The sequence below is a fragment of the Azospirillum sp. 11R-A genome (assembly GCF_049472615.1).
In the GTDB taxonomy this organism is placed as follows: domain Bacteria; phylum Pseudomonadota; class Alphaproteobacteria; order Azospirillales; family Azospirillaceae; genus Azospirillum; species Azospirillum palustre.
Genome location: NZ_JBCEBL010000001.1, coordinates 33,623 through 57,746 on the forward strand (window position 1 = coordinate 33,623; position 24,124 = coordinate 57,746).

The following is a 24,124-nucleotide window of genomic DNA, read 5'->3' on the forward strand; positions in this document are numbered from 1 at the left end:
CGCCCCATGAAGCTCAACGAGATCCGCACCTTCATCGCCGTTGCCGATGCGCAGTCGGTGCAGGAGGCCGGCAACCGGCTGGGGCTGACGCAGTCCGCCGTGTCGCGGCTGATCCAGCGGCTGGAGGCGGAGCTTGGCGTCGTGCTGTTCGACCGACAGACCAAGCCGCTGGCCTTGACCCGCGACGGCGAACTGGCACTGGCCCATGCAAGGCGCATCCTGGCGGCGGCCAGCGACTTCACCGACGCTTTCGCCGGGTCGGCCGAACCGCGCGGGCTGCTGCGGCTCGGCATGGCCCATGTGCTGACCGCTCTGGCCACCGGACGGCCGCTGGACGAGCTGCGCGCCGGCTTCCCCGGCCTGACCCTGCGACTGCATTCGGATTGGAGCAACCCGCTGATCGAGCAGGTCCGCGCCGGCACGCTGGACGGCGCGGTGATCCTGCTGTGCGAGGGGCAGATGCCGCCCGACGACCTGCCGGTCCGCCGGATCGGCACCGAACCGGTCAACATCATCGCCTCTCCCGACGATGCATCCAGCGATCTCGCCGCCATGAACCGGCGCGGCTGGGTGCTGCAACCGAACGGCTGCCGCTACCGCGAAGCGCTGCAGCAGGCGTTGGCGCCGCTCGGCTTGCAGCCGAACGTGACCGTGGAGGCCTACGACCAGAGCCTGCTGGTGTCGCTGGTGACCCGCGGCGTCGGCTTCGGCCTGGCACCGATGGGGCTGATCGCGCCGATCCCCGATGCGGCGGCGGTGCGCCCGCTCGACCTTCCCAACTTCCGGATGTCGGTGACGATCTGGCTGATCCAGTCGCGGACGGCCGGACGCATCGCCCCGGTCTTCGACCGGCTGGAGGAGGCGCTTCGGCGGGAGTTGGCGGCCGGACGCCCGCCCGAGTGCACAGCAACCAAGCATGCGATGCGCGAACATCGCTTCCTGCATTCCGCTGCGGAATGACCTGATTGCCGATTATGAATTTGCCGAACTGTTGAGGCCCGCCTATCGTCGGAGGCAGAGCAGTTCCATAACACCGGCGCGCGGCGATACCCCGCAACGGCGCCCGGATCCGGGAGGATGCCTTGACCACCGTTACCCCTGCACCGGCGCCCTCCTGGAGGACGCCCGCACTCGTCGTCGTCTGCGGTTGCCTGATCTCGATGCTGGCCTTCGGACCGCGGTCCAGCATGGGCCTGTTCATCGGCCCGCTTTCGGAAACCCGCGGCTGGGGCCGCGACGTCTTCGCGTTGGCGATGGCGATCCAGAACATCCTGTGGGGCGCCGGCGGCCCCTTCGCCGGGGCGCTGACCGATCGCTACGGTCCGGCCCCTGTGCTGGCCGGCGGCGGGATCCTCTATGCCGCCGGGCTGGCGCTGATGCCCTATGCCACCACCAGCGTCGAGCTGTACCTGACCGCCGGCGTGCTGATCGGGCTCGGCCTGTCCGGCGCCTCCTTCGGCATCATCATCGCCGGTTTCACCCGGCTGCTGCCGCCGGAACAGCGCAGCTGGTCGGTCGGCATCGCCACCGCCGCCGGATCGATGGGCCAGTTCCTGTTCGCGCCGATGGGTCAGGCCTTCATCGCCGGCTTCGGCTGGCAGACCGCCTTGTTGCTGCTGGCCGCCTCGATGATCGCGGTGCCGCTGCTGGCCGGCGTCTTCCCCGGCCCGAAAGGCATGACCGCGAGCGGCACCCCGGCGGTGACCGGCGCCAACATCGGCTACATCGCCGCGGTGCGTCAGGCCTTCCAGCACCGCAGCTATGTGCTGCTGGTCGCCGGCTTCTTCGTCTGCGGCTTCCAGCTGGCCTTCATCACCACCCACCTGCCGCCCTACCTGACCGCCGCCGGCATCAGTCCGACGCTGGCCGCCTGGGCGCTGGCGCTGATCGGCCTGTTCAACGTCATCGGCTCCTATGCCTCCGGCATCCTGGCGGGCAAGGTCAGCAAGCGCTACCTGCTGTGCGCCAACTATTTCTCGCGCGGCATCGCGACGGCAATCTTCATCCTGCTGCCGATCTCGTCGGTGACGGTGATCGCCTATGCCGCGGTGATGGGCCTGCTGTGGCTGTCCACCGTACCGCCGACCTCAGGCCTCGTCGCGCTGATGTTCGGCACCCGCTACATGGGCACCCTCTACGGCTTCGCCTTCTTCAGCCATCAGGTCGGCGGCTTCCTGGGCGTCTGGCTCGGCGGCGTGCTGTATGAGCGGACGGGGTCCTACGACGTGGTCTGGTGGCTGGGCGTGGCGCTGGCCATGTTCGCGACCATCGTCCACTGGCCGATTGCCGAGAAGCCCGCCCCGTCGCTGGCGGCAGCCGAGGCAAAGGCGTAAGATATACACCCATGAGCGACAGCCCCGCCCCCTCCTCTGCCGGCCCCTCTGCCGCATTTCCCATCGGCCACGGCCTTGCCGCGGCGCTGCTGGGCGGCATCCTGCTGGTCTGGGCCGGGCTGATGGGGCTGTCGCTGCAACGCGCCGCACTGCCGGACACGACCGACGGCATGATGCTGGCGGTCTTCTCCCCCGGCACCAGCGATGCAGAGGCGATGGCGGCGATGGTGCGGGCCGGGGGGGAACCGGTGCGGTCCACCTGGCTCGGATTCGCCTGGGTCGCCCGCGGCGTGGAGCCCGGATTCGTCGGCCGGCTGAAGGCGGAGGGCGCGCTGGCGGCCTTCGGCGAGCTTCCGGTCGGCCCGACGCTGGGCGGCTGCACCGCCACCCCGGTCGATACGGCCAAGATCGCCGCGACCCGCCTGCAATAGCTCCGCTCTTTCCACCCTGCGGGCAGCTTGGACCTCACCAACGGTGGACGCGCGTGCCTTGCGGTGTCATAGTGCGGCCCGCATTCGACCAGCCCCGTTTCCGCGGGGCCAGACTCCGGAATTCGTGAGCGACGATGAGCGAGCCGATCTCCCTGTTCACCAAACTGGCGAACATTCACATCCGTTACGTCACGTGGCGTCGGGGCGCCAAGGTCGGCAGCGACCGCTTCGGCAACGTCTATTACCGCAACAAGGACACCAAGCCCGGCACGCGCGAGCGCCGCTGGGTCCTGTATGCCGGTGAGCCCGACGCCTCCAAGATCCCGCCGGAATGGCACGGGTGGCTGCACCACACCACCAAGGAGCCGCTGCCCGAGGGGTCGAGCGCCTACCACAAGCCGTGGCAGAAGGAACATCTGCCTAACATGTCGGGCTCGGTCCAGGCCTACCGTCCGCCCGGCCATGTTCTGGCCGGCGGGCAGCGCGTGCCGGCCACCGGCGATTACGAGCCCTGGACTCCGAGCTGATCCACACCGGCACCGGCCATCGGGTCGGAACGGAAAGCGGAGCGGAAAGCCCGGCCCCTATGCGGGCCGGGTTTCGATTCGGGAATTCGCAGCAGGATAGCTCTATGCGCCGGAATGTGATTGAGACCGTGCTTGGCGGCGTCGTGCTCGCCGTGGCCGCCGTGTTCCTTGCCTTCGCCTACAAAAGTGCGGACCTCCGCAAGGTGCAGGGCTATGACATCACCGCCAACTTCAACAGCATCACCGGCCTGCAAAGCGGCGCCGACGTGCGGATCAGCGGCGTGAAGGTCGGCACGGTCACCGGGCTGACGCTCGATCCCACCACCTATCAGGCGGTGGTTCACCTGTCGGTCGACAATTCGGTGAAGCTGCCGAAGGACACCGCGGCTGTCATCGCCTCGGAAAGCCTGCTGGGCGGCAAGTTCCTGTCGCTGGAGCCGGGCGGCGATCCCGACGCCATCAAGCCGAACGGTAAGATCGAATTCACCCAGAGCACGCCGGGCCTGGAGCAACTGCTGGGTCAGGTCATCTTCTCGCTGCAAAGCATGAGCAAGTCGGGCGATCAGGCCAACGGCCAGCAGGGCCAGGCCCCCGGACAGGCTCCGGCCCAGCCGCCGAAGCTGTGATTTCCAACCAGCTGTGATGTCCACCCAGGGCGTGGCCGGAACCGACGGCCGCGCTCAAGCGTTCCTTCTCCAGTCCGGATGGACCTTGCAGCCGGATCACGAAGCAGGAGGAACGCGATGCGTCTGTTCCATTTGGCCGCCCTCGGCCTGGCTCTGGCGACCGCCGCCTGCGGCGCCGACATGGAAGAGAAGTCGGCCACCGGTGAACTTGGCGGTGCCGCAGCCGGTGCCGTGGTCAGCGGACCGGTGGGTGCCGTGGTCGGAGCGGCTGCGGGGGCCGGCGCCGGTGCGGCGACCCAGAAGATCGAAGACCGCAACGCCACGCAGAGCGGGTCCGGCGCCACCTACAGTGCGCCGGCGTCGCGCAGCACCGTCACGCGCTGACCCGCAATTTCCGCACAACGCACCCCGGCGGCGTCGCCACTGGCCCCCGCCACTAGACGGTGACCCCGCTTCCGGGATAGAAGGCGGAGCGCCCCGGCAAAGTTCCCGCTGACAGGCTGGGTCTTGCCATGGGGTGCCGTCCGCAATTACGGAAGCGATCCGACGTGACGAGACTTTCTAGTTATCTCCGGCCCAATCTTCTCCGGCCAGCCGCCGGCCTGCTGGGTGCCGCGGCGCTGCTGGCATCCGTGGCCGTTCAGGCCGCTCCGGTGCCGAGCCAGATGATCGAGCGGCCGGCGGCGAAGCTGCAATGGTTGGACAAGGTGACCGCCCGCACCTCCACCTTCACCATGAAGGTCGGGGAGACCAAGGCGATGAGCAGCCTGCGCATCACCCTGCGCGCCTGCCGCGAAAATCCGCCGATCGAGACGCCGGAATCCGCCGCCTTCCTGGAAGTGACGGAGATCAAGCCTGGCGAGCAGGCGGAACAGGTCTTCAGCGGCTGGATGTTCGCCTCCAGCCCCGCCCTGTCGGCGATGGAGAACCCGATCTATGACGTGTGGGTTTTGGGCTGCGAACAATGAGGAGGTGGGGAGGTCCGGGCCGCTGGCCCCCTCCCCCGCTCTCCGTTGCCTGATCCTGCTTACTCGGCCACCGCCGCGATGGGATTGCCCAGCGCCTTGTCCAGATAATCGTCCACCTGGGTCGCCAGATCGTCGGTGCGGTTGACGAAGAAGTGGCTGGCGCCGGGAACGACGCGGTGGTCGATCCGGATGTCCTTCTGGTGCGACAGCTTGGTCACCAGCTTGGTCACAGCGGCCTGGGGCACCACCTCGTCCTTGTCGCCATTGATGATCAGGCCCGAGGACGGGCACGGCGCCAGGAACGAGAAGTCGAACAGGTTGGCCGGCGGCGAAACCGACACGAAGCCGTCGATCTCCGGACGGCGCATCAGCAGCTGCATGCCGATCCAGGCGCCGAAGGACACGCCGCCGATCCAGCAGACCGGAGCGTTGGGGTTGTAGGTCTGCAACCAATCCAGCGCCGCCGCCGCGTCGGCCAGTTCGCCCTCCCCCTTGTCGTAGGTGCCCTGGCTGCGCCCGACGCCGCGGAAGTTGAAGCGGAGCGCCGAATAGCCGCGCTTGGTAAACGACTGGAACAGGGTGAAGACCACCTTGTTGTTCATCGTCCCATTGTGCTGCGGGTGCGGGTGCAACAGCAGCGCGACCGGGGCGTTCGGCTGCTTGCCGTGGGTGTAACGGCCTTCCAGGCGACCGGCGGGACCGTTGAAGAGCACTTCAGGCATGGGAACGACGTTCCTGACGCGGACAAAGGGTTGTTGGAACCGCCGCGACGACCGGCCGGACTTTCATCCGGCAAACCGCCCCGGCGCACGGGCCGTCCGGCCCGTCACGGATTTTCCCGTCTTGGAGTGGGGTTTTCCGCACACAATTCTTGACCGTTTTGCTTGGTCATCATATATGCGTCGTAACGTCCTCCGGGACAACCCGCCTGACCCGCCCGATCGGCTCCAGCGCTAGCCGGACCCATCGATAAGTCCGGGTCCCTACCGGTCGGAACCGTCGAGGTTCCAGACCGGAAGGTCCTGAACCGCAAGGGTCCGACAGGCCGAAACCGGGCACGGGCGGCCGATGAGAGCGGCGGACTATACCACGGCGGGTGATGGCGTGTTCAAGCATCTTCGCGAAGAGATCGATGGGATCATGGCGCGCGATCCCGCCGCGCGGTCCCGGCTCGAGGTCGCGCTCTGCTACCCCGGCTTGCACGCGATCATTCTCCACCGCATCGCCCGGCGCGCCCGCGACGCCGGATTGCACACCACCGCCCGCCTGATCTCGCAGATCGCCCGGTCGCTGACCGGCATCGAAATCCATCCCGGCGCCACCATCGGCCGCCGCTTCTTCATCGACCACGGCATGGGTGTCGTGATCGGCGAGACGGCGGAGATCGGCGACGACGTCATGCTCTATCATGGGGTGACGCTGGGCGGCACCTCACTCAATCCCGGCAAGCGCCATCCGACGCTGGGCGACGGCGTCATCGTCGGTGCCGGCGCCAAGATCCTGGGCGCCATCGCCATCGGCCGTGGGGCGCGCATCGGCGCCAATGCGGTGGTGGTGGCCGACGTTCCGGCCGACACCGCGGTGGTCGGCATCCCGGCCAAGCCGGTGGTTGCGCGCGACCGTGCCGAAACCCGCAAATTCATGCCCTACGGCACACCCTGCGGCGACATCCCCGACCCGGTGGCCCGCGCGCTGACCGGCCTGCTCGACCAGATGACGGCGTTGCAGGCCCGTGTCGGCGAGTTGGAGGCGGATCGTCCGCCCGCTGCCCTCCCCCGTTCTACACCCACACCGCCAGAGACGGTGGCGTCCCGCGCAAACGGGATGCACGAAGCGCAAGGAGAATCGCGATGAGACTCAGCACCAAGGGACGCTATGCCGTGATGGCGATGGTCGATCTGGCCGCCACCAGCCAGGGCAGCCCGGTCGCGCTGGCCGACATCGCGGAGCGGCAGGAGATTTCCCTGTCCTATCTGGAGCAACTGTTCGCCAAGCTGCGCAAGGGCGGTCTGGTCAAGAGCGTGCGCGGCCCCGGCGGCGGCTATCTGCTTGCCCACCCGGCCGATGCGACCCGGGTGTCCGACATCATCCTGGCGGTGGACGAGCCGATCCGCACCACCCGCTGCGCCAACGGCACGCCGCAGGGCTGCCGCACCAACCGCTCGCGCTGCCTGACCCACGATTTGTGGGAAGAGCTGGGCAACCAGATCCATATGTATCTCAGCTCGGTCACCGTCGCCGATGTGGTGGAACGGCGGATCATCGGCACCAGCGGCCTGAACCTGCTGCGCCCGGCACCGGCCGCCGACAGCGCCGCCGTCGCCGCTGCCGAGTGATCCGGCGGAGCGAGATTGGCCTTCCACGTTGAGCGTGCCTGAAAAGTGACTTCACCGCCCGTTGCCCCGTATGTTGCCCCGTTCCGGCGGACCGGCGTCTATCTCGACCACAACGCCACCGCTCCGCTGAAGCCGGAGGTCAAGGCGGCGATGGGTCAGGCGATGGATCTGGTCGGCAACCCGTCCTCCGTCCACGCCTTCGGCCGCAACGCCCGCCGGGCGGTGGAGGAGGCGCGTGCCGCCGTGGCGGCGCTGGTGGGCGTGAAACCGGCCCAGGTGCTGTTCACCGGCAGCGGGACGGAGGCGAACAACTTCGCGCTCCGTGGCTTCCCCGGCCGCCGCACGCTGACCTCCGCCATCGAGCATGAGTCGGTGCTGGCCGCCCAGCCCGAGGCGGAGCGCTTCGGCGTGGACCGCGATGGCGTCGCCCATCTGGACGAGTTGGAACGCCGGCTGGCCGCTGCGGACCATCCGGCGCTGGTTTCCCTGATGCTGGTCAACAACGAGACCGGGGTGATCCAGCCGGTGGCCGACGCCGCCCGGATCGCCCACGTCCACGGCGCGCTGGTCCATTGCGACGCGGTGCAGGCAGCCGGACGGATGCCACTGTCCCTGCGCGCTCTCGGCGTCGATCTGATGACGCTGTCGGCCCACAAGCTGGGCGGGCCGACCGGCGTCGGCGCCCTGATCCTGGCGGAGGGGCTCGAACCCGACGCGCTGATCCGCGGCGGCGGGCAGGAACGGCGCAAGCGGGCCGGCACCGAGAACCTGCTGGGCATTGTCGGCTTCGGCGCCGCGGCCCGGCTGGCGCTGGACGGGCTGGCGGAGGCCGCCGACCTCGCATCCCTGCGCGACCGGTTGGAGCGGGAGGCGCTGGCCGCCGTCCCGCACGCCCGGGCGATGGGGGCCGGTGCGGCGCGGGTCGCCAACACCAGCTGCCTGATGCTGGCCGGCCTGCCCGGCGAAACCCAGGTGATGACGCTGGACCTCGCCGGCGTGGCGGTCAGCGCCGGATCGGCCTGCTCCAGCGGCAAGGTGAAGCCATCCCATGTGCTGGCGGCGATGGGCGAGGACGACCGGTCCGCCGCCAGCGCCATCCGGGTCAGCCTGGGCTGGACCAGCGACGACGAGGCGGTCGACCGCTTCCTGACCGCCTGGACCGCGATGGCGCGGCGAAGCGCGCCCGCGGATGGCTGATCCCGCCTGTTACCCGCCATGGCTGCGCGACCATCTGTCCCCGGTCCGGAAAGCCCGCATTCGCGCATTGCGCCGGATGCGGCTTATCGGTATGACCCCGCGGAAGGCGGCCTTCGTGACGACAGTGGCCTCATGTCGGGTAAACCATCCTATCGGCCGAGCCTTTCGGCGTTTTGACGGACTGCGCGCATGACCAGCTCCAAATCCGGCCCGCCCAAATCCGGTCCGCCCGGCAACAGCAGCGGCATTTCCGGCGCCATCGCCGGCGATCTGGAGCCCTGCGGCACCTGTGGCCGCTCGGTGGCGCCACGCGCCCTGTTCTGCCATGCCTGCGGCGCGGTTCAGCCGCCGCGGCCGCTCGACCCCTTCACCCGGCTGGGGCTGGAGCGCCGCTTCGACATAGAGCTGGAGCAGTTGTCGAAGCAGCATGCCGGCTTCACCCGAGCCATGGACCCGGAGCGCTTCGCCGCCCGCGGCCCGCGCCAGCAGGCCAACGCCAAGGCCCAGGTCGAGGCGCTGCGCGACGCCTATGAGGTGCTGCGCGATCCCATCCGCCGCGCCCATGCGCTGCTGGAGCTGATCGGCAGCACACCGGCCGATGGCGAAGAGGACGGCGACGAGGAAATCGCCGACCTCGCGGCCCGGCTGGCCCGTGCCGGCGACGTGCTGGAACTGGACCGCATCGGGCTGGACCTCAACCAGCGGGTCGAGGCCTGCATCAAATATCTCGCCCCCGCCTTCCGCAAGGCGCAGACGGCGTCGACACCCGACAGCCCGCCGGCCGCCGACGGTGCCGCCCGCATCCTGGCCAGGCTGGAACGGCTGGAGGCGCTGGCCGTCGAGGTGCGTGACCGCCGTGCCGCGCGGACGCCCCCGCGGCCGTGATTCACATTTTTCTTACAATCGCCCTTTAAATCGCTAGGCAACCGTAAAAGAACGAGGACCCCATGCCCAAGATGACCTTCATCGAGACCGACGGCACCCGCCGCGAGGTGGACGCCCCGCTCGGCCTGTCCGTGCTGGAGATCGCGCACAAGAACAGCCTGGATCTGGAAGGCGCCTGCGAGGGCTCGCTGGCCTGCTCCACCTGCCATGTCGTGATCGAGCCGGAGTGGTTCGACGTCCTGCCGGACGCGCAGGAGGATGAGGAGGACATGCTGGACCTCGCCTTCGGCCTGACCAAGACCTCGCGCCTGGGCTGCCAGATCATCATGACCGAAGAGCTGGACGGCCTTGTCGTCCGCCTGCCGGGCGGCAGCAACAACGCGATGAAGTAAGCGTTCGGGGGAACCCTGTTCCGGCCGCCGGGACGGCGTTGCGCAGACGCGACGCCCGGCGGCCCATTTCCTGTCTTTTCCGGGCGCCTGCCCGCCTTATATAGGGCGCCATGAACTCCCTCGGTCTTTCCAAGCGCCCCCAGGACACCCGCGTCGTCGTCGCGATGTCCGGCGGGGTGGATTCCTCCGTCACCGCGGCCGTGCTGCGGGAGGAGGGCTATGACGTCGTCGGCATCACGCTGCAGCTTTACGACCACGGCCTCGCCTTGCAGAAGCCGGGCGCCTGCTGCGCCGGCCAGGACATCTACGACGCCCGTCAGGTCGCCGACCGCATCGGCATCCCGCATTACGTCCTGGATTACGAAGGCCGCTTCAGCCAGGACGTGATGGACGATTTCGCCGACAGCTATCTGCGCGGCGAGACGCCGATCCCCTGCGTGCGCTGCAACCAGCGCGTCAAGTTCCGCGACCTGCTGAACACCGCCCGCGACCTGGGTGCCGAAGCGCTGGCAACCGGCCATTATGTCCGCCGCATCGCCGGCCCGCATGGCGCCGAGTTGCACCGCGCGGTCGATCCCGCCAAGGACCAGAGCTATTTCCTGTTCGCCACCACGCGCGAGCAGTTGGAGTTCCTGCGCTTCCCCCTCGGCGGCCTGACCAAGCCGGAAACCCGCGCTCTGGCCGAGCGCCACGGGCTGGAGGTGGCGGCCAAGCCCGACAGCCAGGACATCTGCTTCGTCCCCAACGGCAACTATGCCGAGGTGGTGGCGAAGCTGCGCCCCGGCTCCGTCGAGCCCGGCGACATCGTCCATGTCGATGGCCGCGTTCTGGGCCGCCACAAGGGCGTCGTCCACTACACGGTCGGCCAGCGCAAGGGGCTGGGTATCGGCGGCATCCGCGGTCAGGAGGAGGAGGCGCTCTACGTCGTCCGCCTGGAGCCTGCCCGCCGCCGCGTCGTCGTCGGCCCCCGCCGTGACCTCGCCCGCTCGCTGGTGACGGTGCGCGACGTGAACTGGCTGGGCCCCGATCCGGCCCCCGATATGGCCGATGGCGCCGGGATCGAGGTGTCGGTGAAGCTCCGCTCCACCCAGCCGGCCGCCCCTGCCCTGTGGCGCGCCGGCCCGGACGGCACCGCGCGCGTCGAGCTGCTGGAGCCCCAGCACGGCATCGCTCCGGGCCAGGCCTGTGTCGTCTATCAGGGCGACCGCGTGCTGGGTGGCGGCTGGATTTCCGCCACCGCCGGCGGCGTAGGCGAGGACGCGGCCAAGCTTGTGGGAGCGGGGGAAACGGCGGCCTGAATCAGAGGGTTATGCGACTTTCCGCCGGTCGGCCAAAAAAAATCGTACCCCCTGAAAATTCCGCGTTGACAGGCCAAGTCGCCCTATCCTATATAGCGGCTCCCGGCGGCAACGACGGGACACGATGGTAGCCACGGCGGCGGAAACGCCAACAACGGCGAACACGATGGCAGCGTAGCTCAGTGGTAGAGCAGGGGAATCATAATCCCTTGGTCGGGGGTTCAAATCCCTCCGCTGCTACCATCATAGAAAACCCCCTGATTTCCGGAAGGATGTCAGGGGGTTTTTCTTTGCACGCTCTCGGCTTGACGCAGCGTGGACTGCGGAACGGCGACTGTGGGGGACCGGTGGCTCCCCCTACCCCGTCATCGACTTCGGCAGTGCGATCTGCGGCTCGACCTCCACACGGTTGCGGCCGGCATTCTTCGCGCGATAGAGGGCGGCGTCGGCACGGGCCAGCAAGGGTTCGATACCGGTGTCGCTGCCGGTCAGCCAGCTCAGCCCCAGGCTAACGGTCAGGAACAGCTCTCCGCCGTCCTCCCGCTTCACCGGCTGGGCGGCGATTGCCTGGCGCAGGCGCTGGGCAGCGGCGAAAGCGTTCACGGGCGGGGTTTCCGGCATCACCACGGCGAATTCCTCGCCGCCCAGCCGGCCGATCAGGTCGCAGGCGCGCAGGCTGTCCTTGCAGGCGCGCACCGTGCTGCGGATCGCCTCGTCACCGGTGGCGTGGCCATAGCTGTCGTTGACCCGTTTGAAATGGTCGATGTCCAGCATCACCACCGACAGCGGGCGCTCGTATCGTCGCGAGCGGGTAAACTCTTCAGCCCCCCTCTCCAGGAAGCGGCGGCGGTTCATGGCGCCGGTCAGGGCATCGGTGGTCGCCAGCCGTTCCAGGTCGCGCTGCATCGCCACGACGCGCGAGGCCGCCAGCAGGCGCGCCGCCGTCCATTTCCAATCCAGAGGTTTTCGCAGAAACTCGTCGGCGCCGGCCTCCACCAGTTCGTGGAACTGGTCGGTCATGCTGCCGGGGATCATCAGGATCAGGTAGAGGTGGCGAAGCCCCTGGGCCGTGCGCAGGTGCCAGCACAGTTCCAGCCCGGTCATGTCGGCCAGACGGATGTCCGCCATCACCACATCGAACCGCTCGTTCGCCACCGCCTCGATGGCGGCGGCGCCGTTGTTGACCACGCTGGTGGCGTAGCCGAGCTTGTTCAGCTCGTACACCATCATGGTCAGGTGGCGCGGTGAATCGTCGACGATCAGAATCCGCAAATCGAAAGCTCCCGGCGATCCCTGCCCGTTTATGGAGCATGCGACCTTACTTGTGCAAATGTCCTTAACGTCATGCCATGGCAGGATAACCAAAAGCAGAGGTCATACGCTGGTATGCCGGGGTAATGGGTGGCGTCCAGCCGGTGGAGCGATCTGATGCTTTTGCACATGTTGCCTATCGGGCCGGCCGGTTGATATTGTCCGCCCCAATATGTTCGTGGAACAAGCGAACGGTGATTGCGGGAGGCACGACCATGGACAGCGCACGCGCGGCCCACATCGATGAACTCGTCCGTGTCTCCACCGGCCGTGTCTCCGCAGGGAGGCCGTCCACCCGCGATCCGATCATCGAAAACTCGTGGCGCCGCTGTGTCGCCGACCACAAGCTCGACCCCACCGTCGGGCGCGAGGCGCACATCCTGACGCAGGAGCGGCTGCGCGAGCATCGCGACGCGATGGACGAGTTCCTGCGCATGGCCCGCTTCGGGCTGGAGGCGCTGTACCGGCAGGTCGCCGGCATGGGCTATGTCCTGCTGCTGACCGACAGCAACGGCGTCACGGTGGACTTCATCGGCGACCCGACCTTCGACAATCATCTGCGCCGGGCCGGCCTGTATCTCGGATCCGACTGGAACGAGGGGCATGCCGGCACCTGCGCGGTCGGCACCTGCATCGCCACCGCCCAGGCGCTGACCGTGCACCAGACCGACCATTTCGACTCCACCCACATCCCACTGACCTGCACCGCGGCACCCGTCTTCGACAGCGGCGGCGAACTGGCCGCCGTGCTGGACATCTCCGCCCTGCATTCGCCGGAACCGAAGATCAGCCAGTATCTGGCGTTGCAGATGGTGCGCGCCTATGTCCACAAGATCGAAACAGCCAACCTCTACAACAACTTCCGACGCGACTGGGTGCTGAAGCTGTCGGCATCGCAGGAGTTCGCGGAGGTCGACCCCGACTTCGTCCTGGCGCTGGATGCCGGCGGGCGTGTGGTCGGCTTCAACCACAAGGCCCATGATCTGCTCGCAGAGGACGGAGCGTCACCGCTCGGCCGCTCCTTCGCCGAACTGTTCGATTGCGAGGTGGACGATCTGGTCCATTTCGTCCGCTCGCTGCCGACCGAGCAGCGCACGCTGCGCCTGCGCCGCACCGGCCTGCCGCTGTTCGCCCAGGCGATGCCGCCGCCCGCCGTATCGCTGCCGCGCAGCCATGCGCCGGATCATGGCGGCGATCCGCTGCCGGAGCCGCTGCGCGTGGTGTCCGGCGGAGATCCGGCGCTGAAGGCGGTGCTGACGCGGGCGGCCAAGCTGGTCAACACCCGAATGAGCCTGCTGATCCACGGCGAGACCGGCACCGGCAAGGAGCATCTGGCCAAGGCCCTGCACAAGGCCAGCATCCGCCGCAACAAGCCCTTCGTCGCCGTCAATTGCGCGGCATTGCCGGAGAACCTGATCGAAAGCGAGCTGTTCGGCTACGAGCCCGGCTCCTTCACCGGGGCGACGGCGCGCGGCAAGAAGGGGCTGATCCTGGAGGCCGACGGCGGCACCCTGTTCCTGGACGAGATCGGCGACATGCCGCTGTCGTCGCAGACCCGGCTGCTGCGCGTGCTGGCCGAGCGCGAGGTGACGCCGATCGGCCGGACCAAGGCGGTGTCGGTGGACGTCCGCGTCATCGGCGCCACCCACCGCGATCTGGTGGAACTGGTCAAGGCTGGACAGTTCCGTGACGACTTGTACTTTCGTCTCAATGGCGCGGTGTTTACCGTACCGCCCCTGCGCCAGCGCGGCGATCTGGACTGGCTGATCGAACGGCTTCTGGCCGAGCGTGCCGAGCGCGATGGCATCGGCTACCGCCTGACCCCGGCGGCGCTGGCGGCCCTGCGCGGCCATGGCTGGCCGGGCAATGTGCGGGAACTGGTGAATGCGCTGGACTATGCCTGCGCGGTCAGCGACGGCGGGTTAATCGACCTCGGCGATATCCCAGAGCCGGTGCAGCACAGCGGCCTGTTCCGGGCCTGGCCCGAGGAAGAGGCGCGGACGGTGGCGACGGACGAGGACCCGGCCGCCCGGCTGCGCGAGACGCTGCGGCGCTACCATTGGAACATATCGGCGACGGCGCGCGCGATGGGGGTCGACCGTTCGACCGTCCATCGGCAGATGCACCGCTTCGGCATCGTGCCGCCGCATCGGGCGGAGTGAAGGGGGGCGGCGAGCTTCTGTCTCGGCCGCCCTCCCAACTTTCCCCTTTACCCCGCGGCTCCGAACCCGCCGCCGCCCGGCGTTTCAACCACCAGGGCGTCGCCCGGCCGCATCGCGGCGCTGTCCTGGGAGGCCAGTTCCTGCACGCTGCCGTCGGTGCGCTGGACCCAGGTCCGGCCGACGGCACCGTCGGCACCGCCCTTCAGGCCGAAGGGAGCGATCTTGCGGTGGTTGGCGAGGATGGCGGCGGTCATCGGTTCCAGGAAGCGCAGGCGGCGGATCACGCCGTCGCCGCCACGCCAGCGCCCTGCCCCGCCGGATCCCCGGCGGATGCGGAAGCTCTCCACCAGCACCGGGAAGCGCCATTCCAGCACCTCCGGATCGGTCAGGCGCGAGTTGGTCATGTGAGTCTGCACGGCGTCGGTGCCGTTGAAGCCGTTGCCGGCGCCCGACCCGCCGCAGACCGTCTCGTAATACTGGTGCCACTCGTTGCCGAAGGTGGTGTTGTTCATCGTGCCCTGGGCCGACGCCATCACCCCCAGCGCGCCGAACAGAGCGTCGACGATGCACTGGCTGGTCTCCACATTGCCGGCGACCACCGCGGCGGGCGGGTTGGGCGACAGCATGGAGCCCGGCGGAATGACGATCTCGATGGGGCGCAGGCAGCCCTCGTTCATCGGGATCTCGTCGTCCACCAGACAGCGGAAGACATAGAGCACCGCCGCCCGGCAGACCGCTGACGGGGCGTTGAAATTGTTGGTCAGCTGGGTGCTGGTGCCGGAGAAATCGACGATGGCCGAGCGCGCGCCATGGTCGATCGACACCCGCAGCTTGATGACCGCGCCATTGTCCAGCGTCACCGCGAAGTCGCCGTCGCTCAGCACGCCGATGGCGCGGCGGACCTGCTCCTCGGCATTGTCCTGGACGTGGCGCATATAGGCGATGACGGTGGACAGGCCGTGCAGGCGGACGACGCGGTGCAGTTCGCGGGTGCCCTGCTCGTTGGCGGCGACCTGCGCCTTGAGGTCGCCAATGTTCTGCACCGGGTTGCGCGCCGGATGCGGGCCGGAGCGCAGAAGCTCCACCATCGCCTCCTCGAGGAACTGGCCGTTCTCGACCAGCGGCACGCAGTCCAACAGCACGCCCTCGTCGGCGATGGTCCGGCTGTCCGGCGGCATCGAGCCGGGGGTGATGCCGCCGACGTCGGCATGGTGCCCGCGCGAGGCGACGAAGAACAGCAGCTCCCTACCCGCCTCGTCGAACACCGGCGAGACGACGGTGATATCCGGCAGATGGGTGCCGCCGTGATAGGGATCGTTCAGAGCGAAGCTCTCGCCGGCGGTGAAGGTGCTGCCGCGGCGCTGGATGACGGCACGTACGCTCTCGCCCATCGATCCCAGATGGACCGGCATGTGCGGGGCATTGGCGATCAGGCCGCCGTCGCGGTCGAACAGGGCGCAGGAGAAGTCCAGACGCTCCTTGATGTTCACCGAGCGGGCGGTCTTCTCCAGCGTCACGCCCATCCGTTCGGCGATGGACATGAACAGGTTGTTGAAGACCTCCAGCGTCACCGGATCGACCTTCGCCCCGCCCTTGACCCCGGCGGCCTGACGCTGGGCCGCCGGCTCCAACCGGGTCAGCACCAGATGGTTCTTGCGGGTGACCTCCGCCATCCAGCCGGGCTCGACGACGGTGGTGGAGACCGCTTCGGCCAGGATCGCCGGACCGACGACACGGTTGCCGGGCTGAAGCTGACGGCGGTCGTAGAGCGGCGCCTCGCGGCGCTGGCCAGCGCTGTGGATGGCGACGGTGGCGAGCCGGCGCGGCAGCACCGCGGTGGTGGCGGGAAGCTCCGGATCCTCCAGAACGTCGGTCAGGCCGACTGCCTCCAGCGTCACCGACTCGACCTCCAGCGCGGTGCCGGGGGTGAGGAAGCCGTAGCGGCGGCGGTGCGCCTCCTCGAAGGACTTGGTCATCGCCACCTTCGACCCGAAGGCGACGGTCAGGGTGGTGTCGGAACCGGCGGCCTTGAGATGGACGCGGCGGTTGATCGCCTGCCGCCCGACATCGACGCCCTGGCGGGTCAGCTCCGCCCGCCCTTCGGTCTCCAGATCGGTGAACAGCATGGTCAGCCGGTCGACGACGGCGTCGCTCAGCGGGCCTTCGACCGCGCGTTCGCGGATGGCGACGGTGTCGGCCAGTCCGATGCCGTAGGCGGACAGCACGCCGGCCTGCGGGTGCAGGAACACCCGCGTCATGCCCAGAGCGTCGGCGACGGCGCAGACATGCTGGCCCGCCGCTCCGCCGAAGCCGTTCAGCGTATAGCCGGTGACGTCATAGCCGCGCTCGACCGAGATCTTCTTGATGGCGTTCGCCATGTTGTCGACGGCGATGCGCAGGAAGCCCTCGGCGACCTCCTGCGGCGTCATCGCCGTGCCGAGCTTGGCATTGACGGTGGCGGCCAGTTCGGTGAAGCGGGCCTTCACCACCTCGGCGTCCAGCGGCTGGTCGCCGTTGGGGCCGAAGACATTGGGGAAGAAGCGCGGCTGGATCTTGCCGACCATCACGTTGCAGTCGGTGACGGTCAGCGGGCCGCCGCGGCGGTAGCAGGCGGGGCCGGGGTTGGCGCCGGCGCTGTCCGGCCCGACGCGGAAGCGGGTGCCGTCGAAGACGCAGAGCGAACCGCCGCCAGCCGCCACAGTGTGGATGTGCATCATCGGCGCGCGCACCCGCACGCCGGCCACCACCGCGTCGAAGGCGCGCTCATACTCGCCGGCATAATGCGACACGTCGGTCGAGGTGCCGCCCATGTCGAAGCCGATGACCCGGTCGAAGCCGGCCATGCCGGCGGTGCGCACCGCGCCCACCACGCCGCCGGCCGGCCCCGACAGGATGGCGTCCTTGCCCTGGAAGCGGCGGGCGTCGGTCAGGCCGCCGTTCGACTGCATGAACATCAGCGGCACCGGCGCGCCATCGACGCTGAGGTCGTTGGCGACCCGGTCGACGTAGCGGCGCAGCACCGGCGAGAGGTAGGCGTCGGCCACCGTGGTATCGCCGCGGCCGACCAGCTTCATCAGCGGGCTGACCAGATGGCTGACCGACACCTGGGTGAAGCCGACCGCACGGGCCAGCGAGGCGACCTGACGCTCATGCTCCGGATAGCGGTAGCCATGCATCAGCGCGATGGCGGCGGCGCGGAAGCCCCGGCGATAGGCCTCCTCCAGCCCACGGCGCACGGCATGCAGATCGACCGGCTTCAACACGCGGCCGTCGGCCATCACCCGTTCCGGCACCTCCACCACCAGGGAATAGAGCTGGTCGGGCAGATCGATGCGGCGGGCGAAAATCTTCGGACGGGCCTGATGGCCAATGCGCAGCTGATCGGCGAGACCTTCGGTGATCAGCAGGACGGTCGGCTCGCCCTTGCGTTCCAGCAGGGCGTTGGTGGCGACGGTGGTGCCCATCTTGACCACCTCCACCGTGTCCGGCGGGATCGGCTGGCCCGGCTTCAGACCGAGAAGCTCACGGATGCCCTGGACGGCGGCGTCGGCATAGCGCTCCGGATTTTCCGACAGCAGCTTGTGGGTCACGACCGACCCGTCCGGCCGGCGGCCGACGATGTCGGTGAAGGTGCCGCCGCGATCCACCCAGAACTGCCACCGGGCCGGCTTGGTCTCCGCCGTTCCGGCCACCGCCGCGTTCTTCGTCTCACCCATTGTCGCACCCGCCGAATTCCATGCGCGGCAACCGCACCGCGCGTGGGCCGGAGTTTCGCGATCCGGCGGCGAATTTCAACCGCCTGAGTGGCCCGGCCCCATCAGGAAGGACGGACGCGGCGGAAAGAACACAGGATCACAGACGACCGACCTTGCAGATGTCGCCGTCAGGCGGCCAGCCGCTCCCGCGGGCGGGTGGACAGACGGGACTGAATTGCATTGCCCGACAGGATGCTGTTGAAGGCGCCGCTGCCATCCTCCAAAGCCTCCAGGGCGATGGAGAACTGATTGGGCGCCGGCAGCTCGAACATCGAGGTGATTTCGCCGCCGTCGAGCGCCAGCCGTCCGCCGAACCGGCGGGCCAGGGCGCGCATGCGGGAGTTTTCCGCCAGGCACACCATATGGACATGGCGGATGCCACGGTTGCGGGCGACGGTCAGAACGCGGCGGACCAGCGTGCTGCCGACACCCTTGCCCTGCAATCCCGACTCGATGCTAATGCCGAATTCAGCCTGTTCGGGCCAGAGGAGGCGGTCGCCGCACAGTTCGATGGCGCCGCGCAGCACGCCGTCCTCGAACGCACCGAGAATCACCGTCCGGCCCCAGTCGATGGCCGTGCAATGCCGCTCCACCGCCTCGTCCGACAGGGTGCCGGCGAAGCGGGCATAACGGTCCGTGCGGTCGAGGCGGAGAAGATGCGCCCGGTACTGGGGCAGTTCGGTCGGCATGATCTTGCGGATGACAGGCATGGCTCTGCTCACGGTTCTCGAAATCCGAAAACGCATTCGTGCAGAACGTTTTCCCCAGGCTCCGGCACCGCCGTCGGCAGGCACCGTCTTATCGCGAGCGGCGCTCTCTCCGGCGCCTTTTGTTGCATTGCAACATGGCGTGGCCGGCGGGATTCGCAAGCGCTTATTAGAAATTCGCGATACCAACAATGCTGATCTGTTGCCGGCGAGCCACAGTTGGCCTGCCCTTTTCCGGCCGCTATGCTGCGCTCACGGGTGGGGTGGCCTGTGCACAAAAGGGCATGACATGAGCATCTGGGGCAAGATCCTGGGCGGCGCAGCCGGCCTGTTCACCGGTGGTCCGCTCGGCGCCCTGCTGGGCGGTCTGGCCGGGCATGCGGTCGATCTGTGGTCGCCCTGCGGCGCGGACGAGCAACCGCGCCGCGGCATGAGCGATGCCGAGGCCGAAGCGGCCAAGCAGACCGTCGCCTTCACCATCGGCGTGATCGCGCTGGCCGCCAAGATGGCCCGGGCGGACGGTGTAGTGAAGCGGGTGGAGGTCGACACCTTCAAGCGGCTGTTCCGCGTCCCGCCGGAGGAGTTGGACAATGTCGGCCGGGTCTTCGACCTCGCGCGCCGCGACACCCGCGGGTTCGAGGAATATGCCCGCCAGATCGCCAAGCTGTTCGAGGACAAGCACGCGGTGCTGGAGGAGTTGCTCGACAGCCTGCTGATGATCGCCGAGGCCGATGACGAACTGCACGAGACGGAGGTGGAGTATCTGCACGCCGTTGCCGTGATCTTCGGCTTCGACGAGGCCGATTTCCGCCGCATCGTCGCCGGTCATCATCTGGCCGGCACCCCGACGGAAACCGACCCCTATGCCGTGCTCGGCGTGGCGCGTCTGGCCGGCGACGATGCGGTCAAGGCCGCGCACCGGGCCCTGGTCCGGGAACACCACCCGGACCGGCTGATCGCCCAGGGCATGCCACAGGAATTCATCGATCTCGCAACGCAGAAACTCGCGCTGATCAACGCCGCCTACGACCGCATCCGGCGCGAACGGGAAGGGACAGCGGCCCTATCCTAACCCACCGCGAATCGTTGCAGGCCGAGTTCATTTAAAATTGTTTTCCCATGGTCTTTATCCCGTTTTCTGACGTATCGTCCCCGGCGGGGCGGGCGATCGGTTGCCCGCGTGTTTTGGGGACGACACGACGATGCGACGCACGATCATCCGGACGGTCTTCGCCGCTGTATTGGGAACGACGATTGCCATGGGGGGCGGCGCCCAGGCGCAGGTGGCGGCACCGGTGGCATCCCCCGCAACAGCCGGCGACGCCACGGTGGTGCTGGGCCAACCGCTGACGCTGAATCTGGGGGCGGCGCCTGCCGGCACCGACTGCGCCACGCAGGTGGCAACGCTGAACGCGCAAGCGCTGGTCCTGGTCGCCAACGGCCAGACCATTCCCGGCGCCCGCGCCAGCTTCGCCTGTTCCGCCAAGGGCGAACTGATGGGCACCGCCTCGACCTCCATCGCCGGCAACGGCGACGACGCGGCGAAGCGGCGGGCATCCTGGCAGACCGCCTTCAGCGGCTTCTTCAGCCTCGCCGGGGCCAAGACCCTGCCGGTCGCCTTCGGCCCGGCCACCGGCGGCATGACGACCGCGCCGCAGATGGTGTCCATCCAGGGCGCCAGCGACCGCGACCTCGGGCTGGCGGCGGTGTGGTTCGCCCTGGTGGCGGCGGTGTTCCTGTTCGCCTTCTTCCGCCATTTCGGACGCACCGATGCCATCACCCCGATTGCCGGCGTGCCGATGCCGGCCAACTATCGGGCACCCTACAGCCTCGCCCGCTTCCAGCTTCTGTGGTGGAGCGGGATCGTCACCGCCTCCTACGCCGCCATCCTGACCATCACCGGATCGATGGACACCATCACCACCGGCACCATGGCGCTGATGGGGATCGTCGGCGGCACCTCGGTCCTGGCCGCCTTCCAGGACCGCCGGCCGAGCGACGACCAGACCCGGCGTCAGCAGCACGCCGCCCTCTACATCGCCGCCGCCACGGCCACCCCGCCCGACCGGACGGCCATGGCCGCCAGCCTGGAGCAGATCTATCCGCCCACCCAGGGGCTGCTGCCCGATCTGCTGAGCGACGCCGCCGGCTACAACATCCATCGCCTGCAATTGCTGGCCTGGACCGGGGTGCTGGGCATCACCTTCCTCTACGAGGTCACCCGCACGCTGGGCATGCCGGAGCTTTCGGCCAACCTGCTGGCCCTGACCGGCATCAGCAACGGCACCTATTTCGGCTTCAAGATGCAGGAGCAGCAGGTGCCGGCGCCGACCGGCATCGTCCAACTGCCGGCCTGATCCCGGCCTGACGGCGGGGGCGGTTCCACCGGGCGCAACCCGCCCAACCGTTTTTCCGGGTCGCGGTGGAGGGGGACGGCGCGCTATAACCCATCCCCTTCCCTCGATTTTCCGGCGCACGAACGGTCCATGGCTCCTCCCGCACCCATCACGGCGCTCCAGGGCGTCTCCGTCACCTTCGGCGGCCGTCCGCTGTTCGACGGCATCGACCTGTCCATCGGCCGCGGCGACCGCGCCTGCCTGGTCGGACGCAACGGGTCGGGCAAGTCGACGCTGATGAAGGTGCTGGCCGGGATGATCCAACCCGACGGCGGCACCGTGTTCGTCCAGCCGGGCGCCCGCCTCGCCTATTTGCCGCAGGAGCCGGACTTCACCGGCTGCGCCACCGTCCAGGACTATGTCGTGCAGGGCTTGCCCGCCGACGAGCAGGACGAGGCGCACCGTGTCGACGCCGTGCTCGACCGGCTCCAGGTCGACGGCAACCTCGACCCCCGTACCCTGTCGGGCGGCGAATCGCGCCGCACCGCGCTGGCCCGCACGCTGGTCGGCAATCCCGACGTCATGCTGCTGGACGAGCCGACCAACCACCTCGACCTCCCCACCATCGAGTGGCTGGAAGAGGAACTGCTGTCCTTCCGCGGCGGCCTGCTGCTGATCAGCCACGACCGCGCCTTCCTGAACCGGCTGGCCAAGCGGACGCTGTGGCTCGACCGCGGCACGGTGCGCGCGACCGACCGCGGCTTCGCCGAGTTCGAGACTTGGCAGGCCGAGGTGTTCGAGTCGGAGGAGGCTGCGGCCCACAAGCTGGACCGCAAGATCGAAAGCGAGATGAAGTGGCTGCGCGAGGGCATCTCCGCCCGGCGCACCCGCAACATGGGACGCGTCCGCAACCTGCTGGACCTGCGGGCCGGGCGCGCGGAGCAGATCAAGGGCGGCCAGCAGGCCAAGCTCGCCATCGCCGAGGCCGAGCGCGGCGGCCGGCTGGTGATCGAGGCGACCGGCATCTCCAAGGGCTTCGACACGCCCGACGGCCACAAGACCATCGTGAAGGACTTCTCCACCCGCATCCTGCGCGGCGACCGGGTCGGCCTGATCGGGCCGAACGGCGCCGGCAAGTCCACCCTGCTGAAGATGCTGACCGGCCAGCTCGATCCCGACGAGGGCACGGTGAAGCTGGGCACCAACCTCGACACCGCCTATTTCGACCAACGGCGCGAGGGGTTGAACCCGGAGGACACCATCCGAAAGGTGCTGTGCCCCTTCGGCGGCGATGCGGTGGTGGTCAACGGCGTGTCGCGCCATGTCGCCGGCTACATGAAGGACTTCCTGTTCGACACCCGGCAGCTGGACAGCCCGGTCAAGGCGCTGTCGGGCGGCGAGCGCAACCGGCTGCTGCTGGCCCGGCTGTTCGCCAAGCCCAGCAACATGATGATCCTCGACGAGCCGACCAACGACCTCGACATGGACACGCTGGACCTGCTGGAGGATGTGCTCGGCGACTATCAGGGCACGCTGCTGCTGGTCAGCCACGACCGTGACTTCCTCGACCGGTTGGTGACCGCCACCATCGCTCTGGAGGGCGACGGCACCGCCACCGAATATGCCGGCGGCTATTCCGACTATCTGGTGCAGCGTCCGGCCAAGGCGGCGCCCGCCGCCGCATCCGCCAAGCCGAAGCCCGCCGCCCAGGCGCCGGCCGCCGCAACCAAGCCGCGCGGCAAGCTGACCTACAAGGACCAGCGCGAGCTGGACGAGTTGCCCACCCGCATGGACAGTCTGGGGGGCGAGATCGCCAGGCTGGAGAAGGCGCTGGCCGATCCCGACCTGTTCACCCGCGACCCCGCCAAATTCCAGAAGACGAGCGAGCAACTGCACGCCAAGCAGGCGGCACTGGCTGCGGCGGAGGAGCGCTGGCTGGAGCTCGAGGCGATGCGCGAGGAGTTGGAAGGCGGGCGGGCATGAGTTTTGCCCACACGCTCCAGGCGCTGGCGGTGATGGCGCTGTGGGGGCTGAACTTCGTGGTGGCGAAATGGGCGCTGGCCGAATTTCCGCCGCTCTTCGTGATGTTCCTGCGCTTCGCCTTGGTGGCGGTGCTGATCATCCCCTTCTTCCGCATGCCGCGCGACAAGCTGTGGAAGATCGCCCTCCTGTCGGTCACGCTGGGCAGCATCCATTTTCCGATGATGTTCAGCGGGCTCAACGGGATCGACGCCGCCACCGCCTCGCTGGCGGCACAGGTGCAGGTCCCCTTCTCCTCCCTGCTGGCGGCGCTGGTGTTCAAGGACAAGCTGGGCTGGCGCCGCGGCATTGGCATGGCTGCCGCCTTCGCCGGCGTGGCGGTGATCGCCGGAGAGCCGCGGCTGGGCGAGTCGCTCCATTCGCTGCTGCTGATCCTGGCCGCGAGCTTCGCCTTTGCGGTGGCGAGCGTGCAGATGAAGCTGATCGGGGCGGTGAACGGTTTCGCCGTCAACGGCTGGATGGCGCTGTTCGCCATGCCGCAGCTGCTGGTCCTATCGCTGCTGACGGAGCATGGGCAGATGGCGGCGCTGGCGAACTCGACCTGGGTCGGCTGGGCATCCATCGCCTACATGGCCGTCGCCGTCACCATCATTGCCTACGGGCTGTGGTATCCGCTGCTGGGACGCTATTCCGTCAACCAGACCATGCCCTATCTTCTGACCGTCCCGGTCTTCGGCGTGGCCAGCGGCGTGCTGCTGATGGGCGATCCGGTGACGATCAACCTCGCCATCGGCGGTCTGTTGACCATCGGCGGCGTCGCGGTCATCGTGAAGCGCCGTCCGCGCACCGTCAGCGAGACCGTCACCAACCCGACCTGATG

The 24,124-nt window shown here is 68.5% G+C and carries 22 protein-coding genes and 1 tRNA gene; 19 read left to right on the forward strand and 4 right to left on the reverse strand.

The window, feature by feature from the left end; all coding sequences use genetic code 11:
- Positions 1-6: 6 nt before the first annotated feature.
- The 7 genes from VH569_RS00150 to VH569_RS00180 all read left to right on the forward strand — a co-directional run bounded on the left by VH569_RS00150 (position 7) and on the right by VH569_RS00180 (position 4,885).
- Entirely contained in the window at positions 7-960 is a 954-nt protein-coding gene (locus VH569_RS00150) for a LysR family transcriptional regulator (RefSeq protein WP_423313063.1), read from the forward strand.
- Between the two features lie 122 nt (positions 961-1,082).
- Positions 1,083-2,333 carry an MFS transporter gene (locus VH569_RS00155; RefSeq protein WP_423313065.1) on the forward strand — a complete coding sequence of 417 codons (1,251 nt, stop codon included), beginning with the start codon at positions 1,083-1,085 and terminating at the stop codon, positions 2,331-2,333.
- A gap of 11 nt (positions 2,334-2,344) precedes the next feature.
- Positions 2,345-2,764: a hypothetical protein gene (locus VH569_RS00160; protein ID WP_423313067.1), complete on the forward strand. Its 420-nt coding sequence runs from the start codon at positions 2,345-2,347 to the stop codon at positions 2,762-2,764.
- 134 nt (positions 2,765-2,898) lie between these two features.
- Entirely contained in the window at positions 2,899-3,291 is a 393-nt protein-coding gene (locus VH569_RS00165) for an NADH:ubiquinone oxidoreductase subunit NDUFA12 (RefSeq protein ID WP_098739448.1), read from the forward strand.
- Between the two features lie 104 nt (positions 3,292-3,395).
- Entirely contained in the window at positions 3,396-3,917 is a 522-nt protein-coding gene (gene mlaD, locus VH569_RS00170) for an outer membrane lipid asymmetry maintenance protein MlaD (RefSeq protein WP_376956577.1), read from the forward strand.
- 117 nt (positions 3,918-4,034) lie between these two features.
- Entirely contained in the window at positions 4,035-4,301 is a 267-nt protein-coding gene (locus VH569_RS00175) for a hypothetical protein (protein WP_423313070.1), read from the forward strand.
- Positions 4,302-4,465: 164 nt separating this feature from the next.
- Positions 4,466-4,885: a DUF2155 domain-containing protein gene (locus VH569_RS00180; RefSeq protein WP_376956581.1), complete on the forward strand. Its 420-nt coding sequence runs from the start codon at positions 4,466-4,468 to the stop codon at positions 4,883-4,885.
- Positions 4,886-4,944: 59 nt separating this feature from the next.
- On the opposite strand, the gene VH569_RS00185 is transcribed toward VH569_RS00180, so the two are convergent.
- Complete coding sequence (locus VH569_RS00185) at positions 4,945-5,607, reverse strand: alpha/beta hydrolase (RefSeq protein ID WP_377809020.1); 663 nt, start codon at positions 5,605-5,607, stop codon at positions 4,945-4,947.
- A gap of 346 nt (positions 5,608-5,953) precedes the next feature.
- Here VH569_RS00185 and epsC point away from each other — a divergent pair, with 346 nt between their 5' ends.
- The 7 genes from epsC to VH569_RS00220 all read left to right on the forward strand — a co-directional run bounded on the left by epsC (position 5,954) and on the right by VH569_RS00220 (position 11,236).
- Positions 5,954-6,739 (forward strand): serine O-acetyltransferase EpsC, encoded by a 786-nt coding sequence (gene epsC / locus VH569_RS00190; protein WP_423313073.1) that lies wholly within the window; start codon positions 5,954-5,956, stop codon positions 6,737-6,739.
- Entirely contained in the window at positions 6,736-7,221 is a 486-nt protein-coding gene (locus VH569_RS00195) for an Rrf2 family transcriptional regulator (protein WP_014248224.1), read from the forward strand. Before epsC ends, VH569_RS00195 begins: the two co-directional genes overlap by 4 nt.
- A 45-nt stretch (positions 7,222-7,266) precedes the next feature.
- Entirely contained in the window at positions 7,267-8,418 is a 1,152-nt protein-coding gene (locus tag VH569_RS00200; RefSeq protein ID WP_423313076.1) for a cysteine desulfurase family protein, read from the forward strand.
- Between the two features lie 189 nt (positions 8,419-8,607).
- Positions 8,608-9,303, forward strand: a complete 696-nt coding sequence (locus VH569_RS00205) for a molecular chaperone DnaJ (RefSeq protein ID WP_423313078.1) — start codon at positions 8,608-8,610, stop codon at positions 9,301-9,303.
- A 62-nt stretch (positions 9,304-9,365) separates the two neighbouring features.
- Positions 9,366-9,695, forward strand: coding sequence for a ferredoxin family 2Fe-2S iron-sulfur cluster binding protein (locus tag VH569_RS00210; RefSeq protein ID WP_109086201.1), 330 nt, complete (start codon positions 9,366-9,368; stop codon positions 9,693-9,695).
- A 110-nt stretch (positions 9,696-9,805) separates the two neighbouring features.
- Positions 9,806-10,993, forward strand: coding sequence for a tRNA 2-thiouridine(34) synthase MnmA (gene mnmA / locus VH569_RS00215; protein WP_423313080.1), 1,188 nt, complete (start codon positions 9,806-9,808; stop codon positions 10,991-10,993).
- Between the two features lie 168 nt (positions 10,994-11,161).
- Positions 11,162-11,236: transfer RNA gene (locus VH569_RS00220), tRNA-Met, on the forward strand.
- A gap of 114 nt (positions 11,237-11,350) precedes the next feature.
- On the opposite strand, the gene VH569_RS00225 is transcribed toward VH569_RS00220, so the two are convergent.
- The gene (locus tag VH569_RS00225; protein ID WP_377809001.1) at positions 11,351-12,265 is read right to left on the reverse strand and encodes a GGDEF domain-containing protein; all 915 of its coding nucleotides are present in this window, start codon (positions 12,263-12,265) and stop codon (positions 11,351-11,353) included.
- 254 nt (positions 12,266-12,519) lie between these two features.
- Between VH569_RS00225 and VH569_RS00230 the strand changes: the two genes are divergently transcribed.
- A complete protein-coding gene (locus VH569_RS00230; RefSeq protein WP_423313083.1) occupies positions 12,520-14,466 on the forward strand; it encodes a sigma-54-dependent Fis family transcriptional regulator in 1,947 nt (648 codons plus the stop codon).
- A gap of 47 nt (positions 14,467-14,513) precedes the next feature.
- On the opposite strand, the gene VH569_RS00235 is transcribed toward VH569_RS00230, so the two are convergent.
- Together VH569_RS00235 and VH569_RS00240 are read right to left on the reverse strand one after the other, a co-directional pair.
- The gene (locus VH569_RS00235; protein WP_423313085.1) at positions 14,514-18,182 is read right to left on the reverse strand and encodes a hydantoinase B/oxoprolinase family protein; all 3,669 of its coding nucleotides are present in this window, start codon (positions 18,180-18,182) and stop codon (positions 14,514-14,516) included.
- A 167-nt stretch (positions 18,183-18,349) separates the two neighbouring features.
- Positions 18,350-18,943: a GNAT family N-acetyltransferase gene (locus VH569_RS00240; protein ID WP_423313087.1), complete on the reverse strand. Its 594-nt coding sequence runs from the start codon at positions 18,941-18,943 to the stop codon at positions 18,350-18,352.
- 274 nt (positions 18,944-19,217) lie between these two features.
- Between VH569_RS00240 and VH569_RS00245 the strand changes: the two genes are divergently transcribed.
- The 4 genes from VH569_RS00245 to VH569_RS00260 all read left to right on the forward strand — a co-directional run bounded on the left by VH569_RS00245 (position 19,218) and on the right by VH569_RS00260 (position 24,122).
- On the forward strand, positions 19,218-20,000 hold the full coding sequence (locus VH569_RS00245) for a TerB family tellurite resistance protein (protein ID WP_423313089.1): 783 nt from the start codon (positions 19,218-19,220) through the stop codon (positions 19,998-20,000).
- A 130-nt stretch (positions 20,001-20,130) separates the two neighbouring features.
- Positions 20,131-21,285: a hypothetical protein gene (locus VH569_RS00250; RefSeq protein ID WP_423313091.1), complete on the forward strand. Its 1,155-nt coding sequence runs from the start codon at positions 20,131-20,133 to the stop codon at positions 21,283-21,285.
- Positions 21,286-21,414: 129 nt separating this feature from the next.
- Positions 21,415-23,247, forward strand: coding sequence for an ABC-F family ATP-binding cassette domain-containing protein (locus tag VH569_RS00255; protein ID WP_423313093.1), 1,833 nt, complete (start codon positions 21,415-21,417; stop codon positions 23,245-23,247).
- Positions 23,244-24,122: a DMT family transporter gene (locus tag VH569_RS00260; RefSeq protein ID WP_423313095.1), complete on the forward strand. Its 879-nt coding sequence runs from the start codon at positions 23,244-23,246 to the stop codon at positions 24,120-24,122. The genes VH569_RS00255 and VH569_RS00260 overlap by 4 nt, the downstream gene beginning before the upstream one ends.
- The last annotated feature ends 2 nt before the right edge of the window (positions 24,123-24,124 follow it).